This window comes from Brevibacterium zhoupengii (genome assembly GCF_021117425.1).
Taxonomy (GTDB): Bacteria; Actinomycetota; Actinomycetes; order Actinomycetales; family Brevibacteriaceae; genus Brevibacterium; species Brevibacterium zhoupengii.
Genome location: NZ_CP088298.1, coordinates 1,587,627 through 1,604,255, shown reverse-complemented (window position 1 = coordinate 1,604,255; position 16,629 = coordinate 1,587,627). Strand labels below are relative to the sequence as shown.

The following is a 16,629-nucleotide window of genomic DNA, read 5'->3' as shown; positions in this document are numbered from 1 at the left end:
CTCAGCTGTGTGCAATCCACACGGTCATCGACTCCTGGTAGGTCTCGAGTGCCTCCGGTCCGTTGTCTCGACCCCAGAACCCGGATTCGCGCATTCCGCCGAAGGGTGTGGCGACCGTTCCTTCGCTGTAGCCGTTGATCGCGAGCGTTCCCACCCGAATCTGATCGGCCCACCATTTGACCGTGGCCAGATCCTCGCACCACACGGTCGAGGCCAGGCCATAAGGCTCATCGTTGATGGCGCTCACGGCTTCTTGCCGCGAAGTCATGCGCAGCAGCTGGGTGAGGGGACCGAAGATCTCGCCGTGACCAAGTTCGCTCTCGCCCGGCACATCTTCGAGGATCGTCGGCGGGACCCAATAGCCGGCGCCCGGCACTTCGACTCGCTCGTTGACGACCCTTGCTCCCTTCTCAATAGCTTCGTCGATCCAGGAGTTGATTCGCTGGTGGGCCTTGGCGTTGATCACCGGGCCCATATCAGTCCCCTCCGCGAAGGGGTCGCCGACGGTGATCGAGGCTGTTGCTGCGATGAGGGCCTCGCGGAAGCGGGTGTACTCGGTTTCGTCGCCGATGAACATCGTGCGCGATGAGGCCGTGCAGTTCTGTCCGCTCTGGCCGAACGCTGCTGCGGCGATGTCAGCAGCGATGGTCGCATAGTCCGAGGCGTGCTCGCTGTCGACGATGTAGCCGGCCCGCCCGCCGAGTTCGAGGGAGACCTTCTTCAGATTCGATCGTGCCGAGGATTCGAGGAAGGATCGGCCGGTGGGCCCGGATCCGGTGAAGGTGAGGACATCGATACCGGAGTGCAGTCCCATCGCCTGCCCGATGTGCGGACCGGTGCCGGTGAGCACGTTGATGATCCCGTCGGGCACTCCCGCCTCAGCGGCCAGCTGCGCGAAGTGCAGGGCGCTGAGCACGGAGTCCTCGGAGGGTTTGAGCACGAGCGCATTGCCGGCGGCCAGTGCGGGAGCGACCTTCCACCCGAGCATCGCGATGGGGAAGTTCCACGGCAGCACCACCCCGACGACGCCGGCAGGCACCTTTCTCACCCAGCCCCAGCCGGAGTCATCCTGCAGGAAGCGACCCTCCTCGCGGGCGAGCAGGTCGGCGAAGAAGCGCAGGTTCGCGACGACGTCCGGAACGTCCTCGGTGACGCTGCCGGCGAAGACCTTACCCGCCTCGACGGCATCCAGATGGGCGATGACCTCCGCATCGGCATCGACAGCCTCAGCGAGGCTGCGTAGGACGCTTGCCCTGTACGCGGCATCGCGAGCCCACGCACCAGCAGCAAACGCCTGGCGGGCATGCCCGACCGCAGCGTCGAGCTGAGCAGTCGAGGCCTCCGACAATGTCCCCAATGCGGTGCCTGTCATCGGGGAGATGAGATCGAGGCGCGGACCTTCTCCGGGAAGGCTGCGACCATTCATATGCACGCCGAGGTTGCCCTCGAGAATGCGGGTGACGACAAGTTCGCCCTTCTCAGACATGTGCAGCCTCCTTCTCCATCGCAGTGATCGCTGCCAGCAGCGCGTCGACGGTGTCGGGTGCTGCGGTGGGCAGTGGAGGACGGACAGGGCCTTGCTCGATCCCGCGACGGCTCAGCGTCTGTTTGATGAGGGAGATGAAGGCGGGGCTGTCTTCGATCTGTCCCAGAGGACCGGCCAGTTGATTCCACAGTGCCACGGCCTCGTCCCACCGGCCTTGGTTCGAGAAGTCCCACAGCTGTTGGCACTGTCGCGGCAGGAGCCAGGCGGAGGCGGCGACCCAGCCGCTGGCACCTTGGGTGAACCCTTCGAGTGCGATGCCGTCGGCGCCGACGAACACCTCGACGTCAGTGCCCAGTTCATCACGCAGCTCGCGGATTCTGGTGGCTTCTCCGGAGGTCTCCTTCACGCTCCAGAAGCTGCCGGTGTCGAGCAGTGTCCCGAGGTGCTGGGGCAGGAGGTCGGTCCCCGTGGAGTGCGGGTTGTTGTAGACCATGACCGGCAGCTCCGATGTGGACATCACCGTGTGCAGTGCGGCGACTGCGGTATCGGGTTCGAGCCCTCCGTAGAAGGGCGGGGTGATCATCGCCGCGTCTGCCCCCAGCTGCTGTGCTTGTGCGATCTGTGCGCTCATCTCTGTCGGGGTGTAGGCCATGCAGCCGACGACGGCGTGGGCTCGACCGGCTGCGGTGTCGACCACTGTGCGGATCTGGGCATCGCGTTCCTGCCGGCTCAGTGCCAGTGCCTCCCCCGTGGCGCCGAGGCACAGGATTCCTGTGACTCCGGCGGCGAGCACGGATTCGACACCTACGGCGGTCTGCTCGATACTCTGCGCCCCGTTTGAGTCGAAGGGGGTGGTGGGTACGGCGAAGACGCCGCGCATGCTCGGTCTGCTCATGATGGGATCATCCTTCTCTCGGCGCTGCTTCGGCGGTGAAGTTCTGCTGGTTCCGACACTTCGAGCCTATGAACACCGACGGTGGGCTTCAATGCCCGGAGATACAGACCGTGGTGCACAAACGCACCAACGACCGTGACGCCTCAGCCCCGTAGTTCCTTTCCGGCAGCTTCGACGTGCCCGCTCAGCACCTTCGAGAGCATGGTTTCAGATACGACGAAGGGCGGACTCCCTGTCTGGGAATCCGCCCTTCGCTTCGCTGCTGTCGCCGCCGTTCGGTGGTGTCCCCGAGGCAGGCGATGTGCTCCTAGTTTCTGAAGTAGGAGATGAGGCGCAGGATTTCGATGTAGAGCCACACGAGGGTGACCATGAGGGAGAAGGCGCACATCCAGGAGTACTTCTCCGGGATCCGCTGCTTCACGCCCTGCTCGATCATCTGGAAGTCCATGATGAGTGTCATGGCTGCGAGCACGGTGGCGACGAGGCCGATGATGACGCCCAAGGGGAAGGTCATTCCCATGATGTTGATTTCGACGCTGCGGGCACCGCCGGTGCCGGTGAACATCGCGATGCCGAAGTTGATGAGCGAGAAGATCGCGTAACCGCCGATGGCGATCATCATGAACTTCTTCATCTTCGAACCGAAGCGCACACCCTTGAACTTGAACAGGGCGAGCATGACGCCGAAGACGCAGAGCGTGGCCAGAACGGCCTGGAGGACGATGCCGGAGAACTGGGCTTCGAAGATCGCGGAGATGCCGCCGAGGAAGACTCCTTCGAAGACCGCATAGCCGATGATCAGGGCCTTGCTCGGTTCCTTCTTGAAGGCGTTGACCAGGCCGAGGACCAGCGCGATGAGCATCGCAGGAAGGGCAAGGACCGGAACGAACCAGCCGACGACGGCACCAGCGAGAAGAATGGCGAAGAGCACACCGGTCTTCATCATCACGTCGTCGTAGGTCATCGCACGTTCGGCGGCCTGCGGGCCGGCGTTGCGGTTCTGTGCGGCAGGCTGGTCGAACAGGTTGTTGAGTTCCTGGTCGGACATGACCGGTTCGTTGCGGCCGGCCTGGACTCCCTGGTTGAGGGTCCGGTTCATCATAGGGTTACTCACGGTCGAGATCCTTTCGATCTGAGCAGGTTGCTCGCACAGACGAAATGCCGCACGAGAGTTGTTTCATAGTCTCAGTCTAGTCACTTGAGCTGGACAGTCACTGATGATCCAGAGCTCAAGTCAACGAGCGTTGCACGATCGTAACGCCGGTTGCTGGGTCGATTATTCCCGTTTCCACGGCAGATGTTGTTTCAACGGCAGATGTGGTCACCCGACTGAAACCTCAGCCCATGTGGTAGCTCGTGGCCGAACCGGGTCCCCAAGGAATTCCGATGGACCACCAGATGAAGAAGAGCAGACCCCAGAGGACGAACATCGCGAATGAGAGCGGAATGGTGAACGACAGCACCGTGCCGATTCCGGCGTCTCGCTTGTACCTCTGGATGAAGCCGAGGACGACGACGAAGTAGGGACTCATCGGCGAGATGATGTTCGTCGTCGAGTCACCGATGCGGTAGAGGGCCTGAGTGGTCTCTGGGGAGATGGACAGGAGCATGAACATCGGCACGAGCACCGGCGCCATGAGTGTCCACAGTCCCGAGCCTGAGGTCAGGAACAGTGCGCCGAGGGCCACGAGCAGCCATCCGCCGAGGAGGATGACGAATGTTCCCGTCTCGAGTGAACCGAAGAACTCGGCTCCCTTGATTGCGAGGATCTCGCCGAGGCTGGACATTTTGAACAGCGCCAGGAACTGGCTGGCCGCGAAGAAGAGGACGATGACCGGGACAAAGGGCAGGAGTCCCTTGCCCATCATGTCGGGAATGTCTGAGGTCTTCTTGATCGATCCGGTGGCATAGCCGTAGACGATGCCGACGATGAAGAACCCGAAGCCGATAATGGCCGCGATTCCTGCCATGAGCCCCGATTCGGGACCGAATCCACCGGCTTCGTCTCGCAGGAACGAACCCTTCGGCAGTGCGAGGAAGAACAGGATCGCGGCGCAGGCGACGATGGACAGGACGGCGATGACCATGCCGCGCTTCTCGTTGGAGTCCAGTGCCATCTTGACGTCGAAGTTGTCGGGATCGTTCTCGTCCGGTTCGTCGAGTTCGATCTGGTCGGCTCGCTTCGACAGCAGCAGTTCGGTGACGAGGGTGACGGCGGCCGCGACGACGAACATCGAGACGAAGTTGAAGTAGAAGTTCGCCAGCGGGCTGACCACGTAGTCCGGGTCGATGATCTGAGCCGCCGAGGTGGAGAGCCCGCCGAGGATCGTGTCCAAGGAGTTGACCATCGGTGCCGCGGAATACCCACCCGAGGTTGCGGCGTAGGCGACGAGGCAGCCGAGCATCGGGTTGCGCCCCACCGCTTTGAACGCGAGTCCGCCGAGGGGAATCATGATCATGTACGAGGCGTCGGAGGCAATCGATGCCGCAGTACCGGCGAGTGCGACGATGAAAGTGATCCACTTCGGTGAGGCACCGGCGATCGTTCCGCGCAGCATTGCCGGGATCAGCCCGGACTGCTCTGCCACGGCGACACCGATGAGCACGATGAGGACGAGACCCAGCGGTGGGAACGTGACGAAGTTGTTCGTGGCCCCCGCGACGATCTCACGCAGGGACTCTGTGCTGAAGAGGTTCGTCACCGTCACCGTCTCATCGGTGGCAGGATTGACTGCCTGCAGACCGGTGGCGGAGAAGATCGCCGAGAGCGCCATGACCACTACGGCCAGAGACAGGAACAGCCAGAAGGGGTGCGGCAGCTTGTTTCCGGCCTTCTCGATGATGACCAGCAGACGCATCAGCCAGCTGAACTCATCCGGCTTCTTCGGTTTCGTGTCGTTGACAGCGGTATTGCGCGACATCGATACTCCTCGGTGACTCGTCGAAAGGGGTGTGCAGGTGATCCAGGCGGAGCCGCCCACCTCGGTGGTCGATCACGATCTCTGTGGCAGGGACCACTGTGTGCAAGTTCTCAGTGTTATGGACAATGCCGATTGCGGCGAGGCAATCTCATATCCTGGATCGACTGCTGCATTCGCCGAGGTGGTCGAGGAGCATCCGTACACCCGGATACTGAGAAATGGGGACAGCGAAAATGCCGACCACACGAAGGTGTGATCGGCATTCTCAGGATGCTGTGGTGCTCAGATCAGCGCTCGAGGTTTCCTTGGATGAAGGCTTCGACTGCGTCATGGGCTGCGTCGTCGCCCTTCTGCTCAGGGGGTGACTTCATGAAGTACGACGATGCGGAGATGAGGGCACCGCCGACACCGCGATCGAGGCCGATCTTCGCCGCACGGACGGCGTCGATGATGACTCCGGCCGAGTTCGGTGAGTCCCAGACCTCGAGCTTGTACTCCAGGGACACGGGAGCATCGCCGAAGTTGCGGCCTTCGAGGCGAACGAAAGCCCATTTGCGGTCGTCGAGCCACTCAATGTAGTCGCTGGGGCCGATGTGGACGTTGCGAGGTTCGAGCTCGGCTGAAGTGTTCGAGGTCACGGCCTGAGTCTTCGAGATCTTCTTCGATTCGAGGCGCTTGCGCTCGAGCATGTTCTTGAAGTCCATGTTGCCGCCGACGTTGAGCTGGTAGGTGCGGTCGAGAACGACGCCGCGGTCTTCGAACAGTTTGGCCATCACACGGTGGGTGATGGTCGCACCGATCTGGCTCTTGATGTCGTCACCGACGATCGGCACACCGGCGGCGCGGAACTTCTCATCCCACTCCTTGGTGCCGGCGATGAAGACCGGGAGGGCATTGACGAAGGCGACCTTCGCGTCGATGGCGGCCTGTGCGTAGAACTCCACCGCTTCCTGCGAACCCACGGGCAGGTAGCAGACGAGGACGTCGACGCGCGCATCGCGCAGAGCCTGAGCAACGTCGACGGGTTCGACATCTGATTCGACGATGGTCTCGCGGTAGTACTCGCCGAGTCCGTCCAGGGTCGGTCCGCGCTGCACCTGGACCCCGGTCGGGGGGACGTCGGCGATTTTGATCGTATTGTTCTCACTGGCGGTGATCGCCTCGGCGATATCGGCACCGACCTTCTTGTCGTCGACGTCGAATGCGGCGACGAATTCGATATCACCGACGTGATAGTCCCCGAATTCCACGTGCATGAGTCCCGGTACTTTACTGCCCGGAGCTGCGTCCCGGTAATACTCAACACCTTGGATCAGGGAAGAGGCGCAGTTGCCCAGTCCGGCAATTGCGACTCGAATCGATTTCGTTCCCACGTCTGTGATATCTCCTTTGTCATTTCGGGTCTCCCCGAGCGTCAGGTCTCCCCAACTGGGGCCAACTTGAAATGACCCCGACTATTCATCTTAATGTCCTCGTCAAAACGGCGAGGCTTCCCGTCGAAACGGTGGACCTCCTCGTCGGATTCCGAGGCATGCGGCCGCTCGTGCATTTGGCACAGCTGCTCGCGGTGTGTGTACTCAGCTGACGACGAGCGGCTCCAGAACCAGATCCGGATGGTTCTTCTGCACACCCTGGAGTCGCCACCTGTCCGAGAACAGAGCGAGCAGCTCACCGTCGGAACGGTGCAGAACTTCCACTGACCGTTCTCGTGCCAGGGTCGGCACACATTCCGGTGTGGTGCGTCGGGCCAAGGAGAAGTTGAGGCGCTCGAGTGAGCAGGGTGCGTGGAATTCGTTGTTCATCCGGTCTTCGGCAACCTCGAACTGCATCGGTCCCACGGCGCCGAGGACAGGGGCCTGGTCACCACGCAGGTCTGAACGCAGCACCTGAATGACACCCTCGTGATCGAGCTGTTCGATGCCGCGGCGGAATTGCTTGTACTTCGAGGAGTCCTTGGCCCTGATGACCATGAAGTGCTCGGGTGAGAAGGTCGGAATGCCGGGGAATTCGACTTTCTTGTCCAAGTACAGCGAATCGCCCACGCGCAGTGCGCTGGCGTTGACCAAACCGACGACGTCGCCCGGGAAGGCTTCGTCGACGACATCACGGTCACGGCCGAAGACCTGCTGGGCGTACTTCGTGGCGAAGGGTTTCCCGGTCGCGGCGTGGGTGAGCACGGAACCGCGTTCGAAGACACCGGAGCACACGCGGATGTAGGCCAGGCGATCACGGTGGTTGGAGTCCATACCGGCCTGGACCTTGAAGACGAATCCGGAGAACGGGTCGGCCACGTCGCGGGGCTCATCGTCCTTGTCCAGACGGGCCTCGGCGGCAGGTGCCAGGTCGACGAGCATGTCGAGAAGTTTGTGGATGCCGAAGTTCAGCACGGCCGAGGCGAACATCACCGGGGTCGATTTGCCGGCGAGGAATGTCTCCTGGTCGTGATTCTGATCTTCCATGTCAAGAAGATCGGATTCGTCGACGGCGGTCTGCCAGGCATCGCCTTCGAGCTCGATGGCCTTGTCTGCCGAATAGGTCTCTTCTCCGGCGATGTTGGCACCGGCATCGGTGCGGTCGTACTTCGTGTAGTCGCCGGTGAGTCGGTCGAGGACTCCCCTGAAGTCACCGGACTGTCCGACCGGCCAGGTCAGCGGGGTAGGCAGGAGGCCTGTACGTTCCTGAACCTCGTCCATGAGCTCCAGTGCGTCGAGACCCGCGCGGTCCCATTTGTTGATCACAGTGATGATCGGGATGCCTCGGTGGGCACAGACTTCGAAGAGCTTCATGGTCTGGGCCTCGAGGCCCTTTGCTGCATCGATGAGCATCACTGCGCAGTCGACGGCAGAGAGCACACGGTAGGTGTCCTCGGAGAAGTCGGCGTGACCCGGGGTGTCGACGAGGTTGAAGACAGCATCCCGGTACTCGAACTGCAGGGCCGCCGAGGAGATCGAGATTCCGCGGTCCTGCTCCATCTTCATCCAGTCGGAGACAGTAGCGCGGCGACCGGCCTTGCCGTGGGTGGCGCCGGCCTTGCCGATGGCTCGCGCATGTAGGGCGAGCGCCTCGGTGGTCGTCGATTTACCCGCGTCGGGGTGCGAAATGACAGCGAACGTCCGGCGGCGGTCCGCCTGGGTTCGAATGTCCTTGTCAGAATACTGGCCAGAAGTCACCAAAATATCTTATCCCTCTTCTGTCCCCGACCGGGTGTCCGGTCAGTCACAGTTGTCTTTGTATGCCTGTCGGGGAGCCCTGCATCCGTATATCCGACGGTGTCGCTGGCAGACCCAGTGCTGCTCGCAGCGTCAATGTCGCAGCGGATCCAGTGTCCCGGGCAGCTCCAGAGTTGCAGTTCGTGCCGCGCGGTTCGTCCAGCATCCTGTCGGATTCCACGATTATGCTGGGTGGCGATGAATGAGGAATTTGTTGAATACGCTGGCCGCTCTGAACCGAAGGAACGCCTGCTCAAGGCCCTGCCGCTGATCTTGGCGGCACTCCTCGGCATCCCCTTCCTGGTGTTGGCGATCAAGTTCTCCCTCGACATCGGGCAGGTCACCAGCTACCTCTTCGACCTCGGGACCTCCGGGCTGGAGGCCTTCAGCATGGTGATGCTCAGTCTCTCCGGTGCGTTCTGTCTCGTCTTCTATCTCGTGTTCCTCTTCTTCGGCACCCGCAGGCGCACATGGAAGTGGCGTATCTGGTGGGCCGTCGCGGCTTTCCTTGCGGCCGCGATCCTCCCGATCTGGTGGCTCTTCGCCGGCTACTTCACCTCGGCCCCCGCCTAGGCAAAACCTCTTTCACCCCGCACCCGCACGACCGACTTCCCGCACCCAGCACGCTCGCTGACGCAGCTGCCGCCTCCGACGCCGCAGGACCTTCCGACCCAACGCCACCCTATTAACGCCACGTCCTACAATTGGCGACGTTCCCTCCCCGTAGTGCTATTGCCACCCGGGAGTTTCGCACCCCGCACCAGCAGCACCAAAACCTCCCGTTGCAACAGTGCGTTATGCGACTGATGGTGCGCGGCGCAACCCGTCGCTTACAGTTGCGCGAGTGCCTTGGCGATCCTCTTCTCCGACACCGGGTGGGCGGTACCCAGGGAATTCGCGTAAAGGCTGACGCGGAGCTCCTCGAGCATGATGATCACGTCCCGCCACTCGCTGGGCACCGAAACCACAATCCGCGACCAGTCCGCTTTGGCCAGATCGGGGAACCTGTTGCCGACCTTCTTCAGCACGGAGTCCACGCTGCCACTGATGCGATCCATGAGCTGCTTGTCACGCATCGGCGAGTTCTGCATGCCATCAATGCGGACCACCTCGGCCTGCACCCAGCGAGGCAGATCGCGAATAATCTGCTCGGTCATCGCAGCTACCGACGCCCCGGTGACCCGCGATCCGCGCCAGGCCTGCACATCGGCGAGGTTTGACAGGATCGCCAGGGACGAAGCCTTCGATACGAGTTTGTCGAGTTCGGTGGCCGAGCGCAGTGCCTTCATCAGGTGCGGCAGGAGGTTCGAGCACATGTCGGTCAGTGCAGCGTGCACCTTCGTCTCGAGCGAACCGAACTCTGCAGCATCGGCCACCCAGGCGGTCTCCGCTGCTCCCAGTTCAGCTTCGACAACACTGCGGATCCCTGCCCTGACCAGGGCATGCAGCATCTCGTCCGAGGCTTTCTGATGGCCGGCGAGGACCAGCTTCTCATCGGTCGTGAGTCCGTCTCGCAGGTATTTCAGCGCCTCATTCGTGCGCAGGCTCAGCAGAGTGATAAGTCCTTCGCGTGAGGACAGTCGTGCCTGAGCAGCAGTGTCAAAGGCGACGAGGTCGACACTGGTTCCGCGGTCCACGAGCCCTGGCACAGCTCCGACTTCCGCTTCATCTGGATTGGTCAGTGCGCCAAAGGACCATGAGGTCATCCCGGTCTGCGCAGTGAACGAAACCTGCTGTGCCCGAGCCTTGCGCACCTGGGGTTTCGCGGTCTTCGTCAGTTTCTTCAGGTCTTCCCCGATGCCCACGGTGGTGGTGCCGTCGATGACGCGGAAGCGGATCCGCAGATGAGGTGGGATGCGGTCGAGGTCGAAGTCCTCGGCGGTCACTGTGATCGGCACCAGGTCGTTCAGGCCTCCCCCGCCGGCACGTTCGCTCAACTGCGCGGCGAGCACCTCGGGCAGAGCCCCGCGATAGGGCGTGAGGACTGGAAGGATGTCGCGGGCGACGTCAGGTGCGGGCACGAAGTAGCGGCGTTTGTTCTTCGGCAGCGAGCGGATGTAGGCGGCCACGAGTTCCTCCCGCAGTCCCGGGACCTGCCAGGAGAATTCGTCGGAGTCCACCAACGGCACGGCTGCCGCCGGCAGTTCGACGGTCACCCCGTCCTCGGTGCTGCCGGGTTCGAAGGAGTAGCGCAGCTTGGCCGTGGACCCGTCGACGAGTTCCCATTCCATCGGGAAGTCGTCGGCCACCGAGGCGGTCAGTTCCTCACTGTCGTCGCTGAGCAGGATCGAGGTGGACAGATCCAGGATGTGCGAGTCACGACGTTTCTGTTTCTTCCACCAAGCACGGAAATCCGCCGCCGAGGTGATCGTGGCCGGAATCCGCTCATCGTAGAACTCGAACAGTGCATCGTCCTGGTCAAGGACCCTGCGGTTGCGTGTACGTGAGGCGAGCGCCTCCGCCTCGTCGATGACGGCAGCGTTGGCCTCAAGGAATCCGAAGCGTTCATGCCAGTCACCTTCGATGAGACCCTTGCGGATGAACATGTCACGCGCGGCCTCCCGGTCGAAGGTGCCGTATCCGACGCGACGGTCGGAGACGAGTGTGACGCCGTAGAGGGAGATCTTCTCGTAGACCATCGACCCGCCGGCCTTCTTCGACCAGTGCGGATCCGAATACTGTCTGGTCACCAAGTCACCGGCGGCTTCGATGACCCAGTCGGGTTCGATCGCTGAGACCGTGCGCGCCCAAAGTCGTGAGGTTTCGACGAGTTCGGCTGCCATGACGAAGTCGGGCTTCTTCTTGAACAGGCCCGAGCCGGGGAAGATCGCGAAGCGGGTACCTCGGGCTCCCTGATAGTCCTTGTTGCGTTCGGACCGGGAGCCGATCATCGACAGCAGTCCGGTCAGCAGAGCCCGATGGATGGCCGCGGCATGCGGGTCTAGGCGGGCACTGGCCGCATTCTGCCCGGAGTCGTTCGCCCCGTCAGATCCACCGCTCTTCTTCGCACTGCGTTTCTGCGCACTGAGTTCGGCGAAGCCGATCTTGCCGTTGGCACTCTTCGCTCCGGTCGTCGCTCCAGTCGCGGCTACAGCAGCGTTCGAGCCGGCAGCATTCGACGCGGTCCCCTTCGCCCCCTTCGCGTTCGACGCAGACCCAGGCCCCACCTCGGCGGTCGATGCTTCCACCGGACGCCACACGGATTTGTTGACGCGGATGCCGGCCGATCCGAGCAGGGAGCGCAGCTGGCCGACGAGGTCCTGCCATTCGCGGATGCGCACGAAGTTGAGGAATTCGGCCTTGCACTGACGTCGGAACTTCGAGCTCGTCAGAGCCGACTGCTGGTCATCCAGGTAGTTCCACAGGTTGAGGTAGGACAGGAAGTCGCTGCCCGGGTGGGTGAAGCGAGCGTGCTTCTCATCGGCGGCGGCACGGACCTCGGTGGGGCGCTCACGGGGATCCTGGATGGACAGGGCCGCGACGATGATGGTGACCTCTCCCCCGCATCCCGCCTCGGCGCCGGCGATGACCATGCGTGCCAGCCGCGGGTCGATCGGGAGCAGAGACAGCTGCCTTCCGGTCGGGGTGACCGTGATCGTTCCCGCCTTGTCGCTGGTCAGCGCGCCCAGTTCGGCGAGCATGGTGCGCCCGTCACGGACGGCCTTGGCCTCCGGCGGGGTGAGGAACGGGAATTCGAGGATCTCTTTGTCACTGGCCGCGAATCCGAGGTCGGTCATCTGCAGGATGACGCTGGCCAGGTTCGTGCGCAGGATCTCCGGGTCGGTGAATTCGGGTCGTGAGTCGAAGTCGGTTTCCGAGTACAGGCGGATGCAGATGCCGTCGCTGGTGCGTCCCGACCGGCCCTTGCGCTGGTTCGCACTCGCCTGGGAGATGCGTTCGATCGGCAGACGTTGGACGCGGGTGCGGTTGGAGTACCGGGAGATGCGGGCGGTGCCGACGTCGATGACGTATTTGATGCCGGGGACAGTCAGCGAGGTTTCGGCGACGTTCGTGGCCAGGACCAGGCGCGGACGCGAGTGCGGTTTGAAGACCTTCTGCTGTTCACCGGCGGAGAGCCGGGCGAAGAGCGGTACGACTTCCCAGTTGCTCAGGCGCGGCCGTTTGCGCAGGTGAGCCTCGAGGGCTTCGGCTGTGTCGCGGATTTCGCGTTCCCCGGAGAGGAAGACGAGGATGTCACCGGGTGCTTCGGTGCTGAGTTCGTCGAAGGCGGCGATGATGCCTTCGGTCTGTTCCTCGGGCCCCGTTTCGTAGCTTCCCGACTCCCCCGGCCCATCGACGTCGTCGTCCTCCTCATCGTCGACGAGTGGACGGTAGCGGACCTCGACCGGGTAGGTCCGGCCGGCGACCTCGATGATCGGGGCGTCGTCGAAGTGCGCGGCGAAGGACTGCGGATCGATCGTCGCCGAGGTGATGATGACCTTGAGTTCGGGCCGCTTCCCCATCACTTCTTTGAGGTAGCCGAGCAGGAAGTCGATGTTGAGGCTGCGTTCGTGGGCCTCGTCGATGATGATGACTTCGTAGTCGCGCAGCAGTTTGTCGCGGGAGAGTTCCGAGAGCAGGATGCCGTCGGTCATGACCTTGACCCGGGTTGAGTCCGCCACCTGAGCGGTGAATCGCACCTGGTAGCCGATGGTCCCGCCGAGGTCCTCACCGAGTTCGTCGGCGATGCGCTCGGCAACGGTTCTGGCCGCAATTCGCCGAGGCTGGGTGTGCCCGATGAGGCCGTTGACTCCCAGCCCCATTTCGAGGCAGATCTTGGGCAGCTGGGTGGTCTTGCCGGAGCCGGTCTCGCCGGCGACGATGACGACCTGGTTATCGCGGAGGGCCTCGGCGATCTCGTCCTTGGCGGCGCTGACCGGCAGGTTCTCCGGGTAGGTGACGTCGACAGATTGCGATCGGCGGGCGGCCGTCAGCCGTGCCCGGCGCTCACGATGTCCTGCACCGGTGTTCTTGTGCCGTGGATTTTTTCGCCGAGGTGATCGCTTCCCCGACTGCGCACCCTTCGGTGAGGGCTGCGAGTCAGGGCGCGGGGTGAAGGATGCTGAGTTCTCATATGCCATTTCAGTCCCAGCTTATCGTCTGCCCCGCCGAGGTGGGTGCCCCTTGTGGGTGCACTCGCCCGCTCCGGTGGTTGGGTTCAGGTGTTGTTCGCCAGTGACCGCAGTTTGGCCAGGTAGGCATCCCAGTCCTGGCCCTCCGGCATGTTCGGGTTGCGGGGGTTGAGCCCGGTCTGGCCGTCGATGCTCTCGCGGACGATGTCGACTTGGCCCAGATGCCGCGCGAGGTCCACGATGACGTGGACCATGATCTGCTGCAGAGACACCGCCGCTTTCTCAGCAGGCCAATGAGGAACCGTGCCCTGCGCATCGAGTGTGTGCGTGTCGATGGTCTCGTCGGCGAAGGACCACACACGTGTGTAGAAGTCGATGACAGAGCCTGCTGTCTCGCTCTCCGTGGCGTACCAGTCGGCCTGCGGGTCGGTCTCGAACTGCTCGGGTGTGATGGCCTCTTCGGGGTTCGGCCAGGGCCTGCCGAAGGTGTCGCCGAAGTACCCGATCTCCACGTTCGCCATGTGTTTGACCACGCCGGCGAGGTTGAGCCCCGTGGCCGTGCGCGGCAGCCTCAGGTCGCGTTCGCTGAGTCCTTCGAGTTTCCACAGCAGATCGTTGCGGCATGCCTGCAGGTGGTTTTTGAGGATCGTCTTCATCGCATCGTCGCGGGCCATGCTTCAAGTCTGCCGCACCTGAGGGAAGAAGGACAGGCTTCTTCCCTCAGATGCATCATGTGAAACAGATGACCGATCATCCGCCCCAGAGCGGAGCCAGGCTCGAGTAGAGCTGTTGGATGCCGAGGACGATGAACAGCAGCGCTGTGATGGCCAGCGCAATATTGGTGTGCAGTTTATTCGCCCACTTCTTCGGAATCTTCTTGCCGTTGAGGAGACCGAGAAGCGTGATCGCCAGGAACGGCATGAACAGCGATCCGAGCACGCCGTAGGCCAGGATCAGACCGATCGGCTTGCCCAGGAGGAAGAGCAGCATCGGCGGGAAGGTCAGCCACAGCACGTAGGCCTTGAAGTACTTTCCACCGGTCAGCGTGTCGGGGTGACCGGCCGGCTTCTTGCGCATGTGTCCCCAGAAGTCGGCGAACATCAGCGACACACCATTCCAGACTCCGATGATCGAGGAGAAGGACGCGGCCCAGAAGCCGACGAGGAAGCCGATTCCGACCACATCGCCGTACTTGGCTTTGAGCACATCAGAGAGTTCGATGAGTCCCTTGTCATCGGCAGAGATGGCGACACCGGCTGCGCGGACGACTTCGGCACCGACGACGAGCATGGCGATGACGAAGATTCCTGTCAGTACGTAGGCCATAGAGTTGTCGATGCGCATCACACGCATCCACTTCGGTGTGTGCCATCCCTTCTCACGCAGCCAGTATCCGTAGGCGGCGAGAGTGATCGTGCCGCCGACACCGCCGGCCAGAGCCAAGGTGTAGATGACACCGCCTTCCGGGATCAGCGGGATGAGTCCGGTGAGCATGTCCGGGATGTTGGGAACGGCGATGATGGCCAAACCGACGACGGTGACGAACATGATTCCGACGAGGGCGGCAGTGATCTTCTCAAAGACGGAATACCGTCCGAACCACACCATGGCAAAGCCCGCGAGACCCATGATGATGGCCCACACGGTGAGGTTGACTCCGGGGAACAGCGCGGCCAGGGGCAGCGCGGCAGAACTCATCGCGGTGGCACCGTAGACGAATCCCCAGATGATGATGTAGGGCCCGAAGTACCAGGTCGTCCACCGCCCCAGCGACGTCCAGCCTTCGAAGATCGTCTTTCCTGTGGCCAAGGTGAATCGGCCGGCGCCCTCGACGAGGACGATCTTGAGGATCACACCCACGATCACCGCCCACAGCAGCCCGTATCCGAACTGGCTGCCCGCCACTAGGGTCGCCACCATATCTGCGGCGCCCACACCGGTGGCGGCAACGACCAGTCCGGGACCGATCACCTTCCATTTGGCGGGTCCTTGGGCTTCGGCTACGCCGGTGTCTGCGGCCGGATCGAAACCGTCACCGGGTCCCAAACCATCACCGGGTCCGGAGTTCTGGGGTCTGTCGTCACTGTCAGTCATGTCAGGTCTTCACCTTCGTCATCGGCTGTCACTGCGTCCGCCACCGACAGCGAACTCACCGTTGCGCTGACTTCGCGCCACCGGCGGCTTCGCGCGGGAAGCGAACTTCAGCGGAAATCGTCGTACCTTGACATGGTATTCGACGACAACGGCTATCCTCGATACGTGACCCCCGATGACCCACGCAGCAGGATCGCCCGACGAATGTTTCCCGACGGCGAGGACCCTGACCCGCGCTTCACCCTCGCCAACGAACGCACGTTCCTGTCGTGGATCCGCACGGCTCTGGCATTCATCGGCGGCGGCATCGCGGTCGAAGCCTTCACCTCGGAGATCTTCACCTCCGGGCTGCGGGCGACGCTGTCCATCGTCCTCATGGTCATCGGATTCATCCTGGCCGCCGGTGCGGCTTTCAGGTGGTATCGCATCGAGTCGGCCATGCGACACAAGACTTCGCTGCCGCTGCCGCTCATCATTCCCATCGTCTCACTCGCCTCTGCGCTGGGCGCTGGCCTCCTCGTTCTGGTCTTCGCCGGAGTCCTGTGACCACGCCGAGTCCCAGACGGCCCCAGCCCCACGCCGATCCGGGGCTGCAGCCTGAGAGGACGACCCAGTCCTGGCTGCGCACCAGTCTGACGATGACGGTTGTCAGCCTCCTGTTCGTCCGCTGGATCAACGTGTTCGAAGGACTGTCTATCGTCATCTTCGTCGTCTGCATAGGTTTGGCGATCGCTGCCATCGCCATGCAGGTGAGGCGCTACCGACTCGGATCTGTATCGATCCGGGCCGAACGGGGGCGACCGACCCCATGGGCTGTCCTCTTCCTCAGCAGCTCCGTCTGCCTCATCGCCGCTCTCGGAATCGCCTCGGTCATCAAGATCACCCTCGAATGACGTTCCTCGTTGTGAGACCGGCCTCCGGTTCCAAAACGGCGTTGCCTAAACTGGACCTC

12 protein-coding genes are annotated in these 16,629 nt (G+C 62.7%); 3 read left to right on the top strand and 9 right to left on the bottom strand.

From position 1 onward, the window contains the following. Nucleotide 1: 1 nt before the first annotated feature. The 6 genes from LQ788_RS07305 to LQ788_RS07280 form a co-directional block, all read right to left on the bottom strand. The gene (locus LQ788_RS07305; RefSeq protein ID WP_231446223.1) at nt 2-1,486 is read right to left on the bottom strand and encodes an aldehyde dehydrogenase family protein; all 1,485 of its coding nucleotides are present in this window, start codon (nt 1,484-1,486) and stop codon (nt 2-4) included. Next, complete coding sequence (locus LQ788_RS07300; RefSeq protein WP_231446221.1) at nt 1,479-2,381, bottom strand: dihydrodipicolinate synthase family protein; 903 nt, start codon at nt 2,379-2,381, stop codon at nt 1,479-1,481. Before LQ788_RS07300 ends, LQ788_RS07305 begins: the two co-directional genes overlap by 8 nt. 307 nt (nt 2,382-2,688) lie before the next feature. After that, the gene (locus LQ788_RS07295) at nt 2,689-3,483 is read right to left on the bottom strand and encodes a Bax inhibitor-1/YccA family protein (RefSeq protein ID WP_231447363.1); all 795 of its coding nucleotides are present in this window, start codon (nt 3,481-3,483) and stop codon (nt 2,689-2,691) included. Nucleotides 3,484-3,718: 235 nt separating this feature from the next. Continuing rightward, entirely contained in the window at nt 3,719-5,302 is a 1,584-nt protein-coding gene (locus LQ788_RS07290) for an AbgT family transporter (RefSeq protein WP_231446220.1), read from the bottom strand. A 287-nt stretch (nt 5,303-5,589) separates the two neighbouring features. After that, complete coding sequence (locus LQ788_RS07285; protein ID WP_231446218.1) at nt 5,590-6,675, bottom strand: inositol-3-phosphate synthase; 1,086 nt, start codon at nt 6,673-6,675, stop codon at nt 5,590-5,592. 204 nt (nt 6,676-6,879) lie between these two features. Next, nucleotides 6,880-8,472: a peptide chain release factor 3 gene (locus tag LQ788_RS07280; protein ID WP_231446216.1), complete on the bottom strand. Its 1,593-nt coding sequence runs from the start codon at nt 8,470-8,472 to the stop codon at nt 6,880-6,882. A gap of 237 nt (nt 8,473-8,709) precedes the next feature. Between LQ788_RS07280 and LQ788_RS07275 the strand changes: the two genes are divergently transcribed. Continuing rightward, nucleotides 8,710-9,084, top strand: a complete 375-nt coding sequence (locus LQ788_RS07275) for a hypothetical protein (RefSeq protein ID WP_231446214.1) — start codon at nt 8,710-8,712, stop codon at nt 9,082-9,084. Between the two features lie 257 nt (nt 9,085-9,341). Here the strand turns inward: LQ788_RS07275 and hrpA are convergent, their stop codons facing one another. The 3 genes from hrpA to LQ788_RS07260 all read right to left on the bottom strand — a co-directional run bounded on the left by hrpA (nt 9,342) and on the right by LQ788_RS07260 (nt 15,677). Next, complete coding sequence (gene hrpA, locus LQ788_RS07270) at nt 9,342-13,592, bottom strand: ATP-dependent RNA helicase HrpA (protein WP_231446213.1); 4,251 nt, start codon at nt 13,590-13,592, stop codon at nt 9,342-9,344. 77 nt (nt 13,593-13,669) lie between these two features. Continuing rightward, complete coding sequence (locus tag LQ788_RS07265) at nt 13,670-14,257, bottom strand: DinB family protein (protein ID WP_231446208.1); 588 nt, start codon at nt 14,255-14,257, stop codon at nt 13,670-13,672. A gap of 76 nt (nt 14,258-14,333) precedes the next feature. After that, complete coding sequence (locus LQ788_RS07260; RefSeq protein ID WP_231446199.1) at nt 14,334-15,677, bottom strand: Nramp family divalent metal transporter; 1,344 nt, start codon at nt 15,675-15,677, stop codon at nt 14,334-14,336. A 132-nt stretch (nt 15,678-15,809) separates the two neighbouring features. Here LQ788_RS07260 and LQ788_RS07255 point away from each other — a divergent pair, with 132 nt between their 5' ends. Both LQ788_RS07255 and LQ788_RS07250 read left to right on the top strand, forming a co-directional pair. Next, the gene (locus LQ788_RS07255; RefSeq protein ID WP_231446192.1) at nt 15,810-16,223 is read left to right on the top strand and encodes a YidH family protein; all 414 of its coding nucleotides are present in this window, start codon (nt 15,810-15,812) and stop codon (nt 16,221-16,223) included. Continuing rightward, nucleotides 16,220-16,570 (top strand): DUF202 domain-containing protein, encoded by a 351-nt coding sequence (locus tag LQ788_RS07250; RefSeq protein ID WP_231446189.1) that lies wholly within the window; start codon nt 16,220-16,222, stop codon nt 16,568-16,570. The genes LQ788_RS07255 and LQ788_RS07250 overlap by 4 nt, the downstream gene beginning before the upstream one ends. The last annotated feature ends 59 nt before the right edge of the window (nt 16,571-16,629 follow it).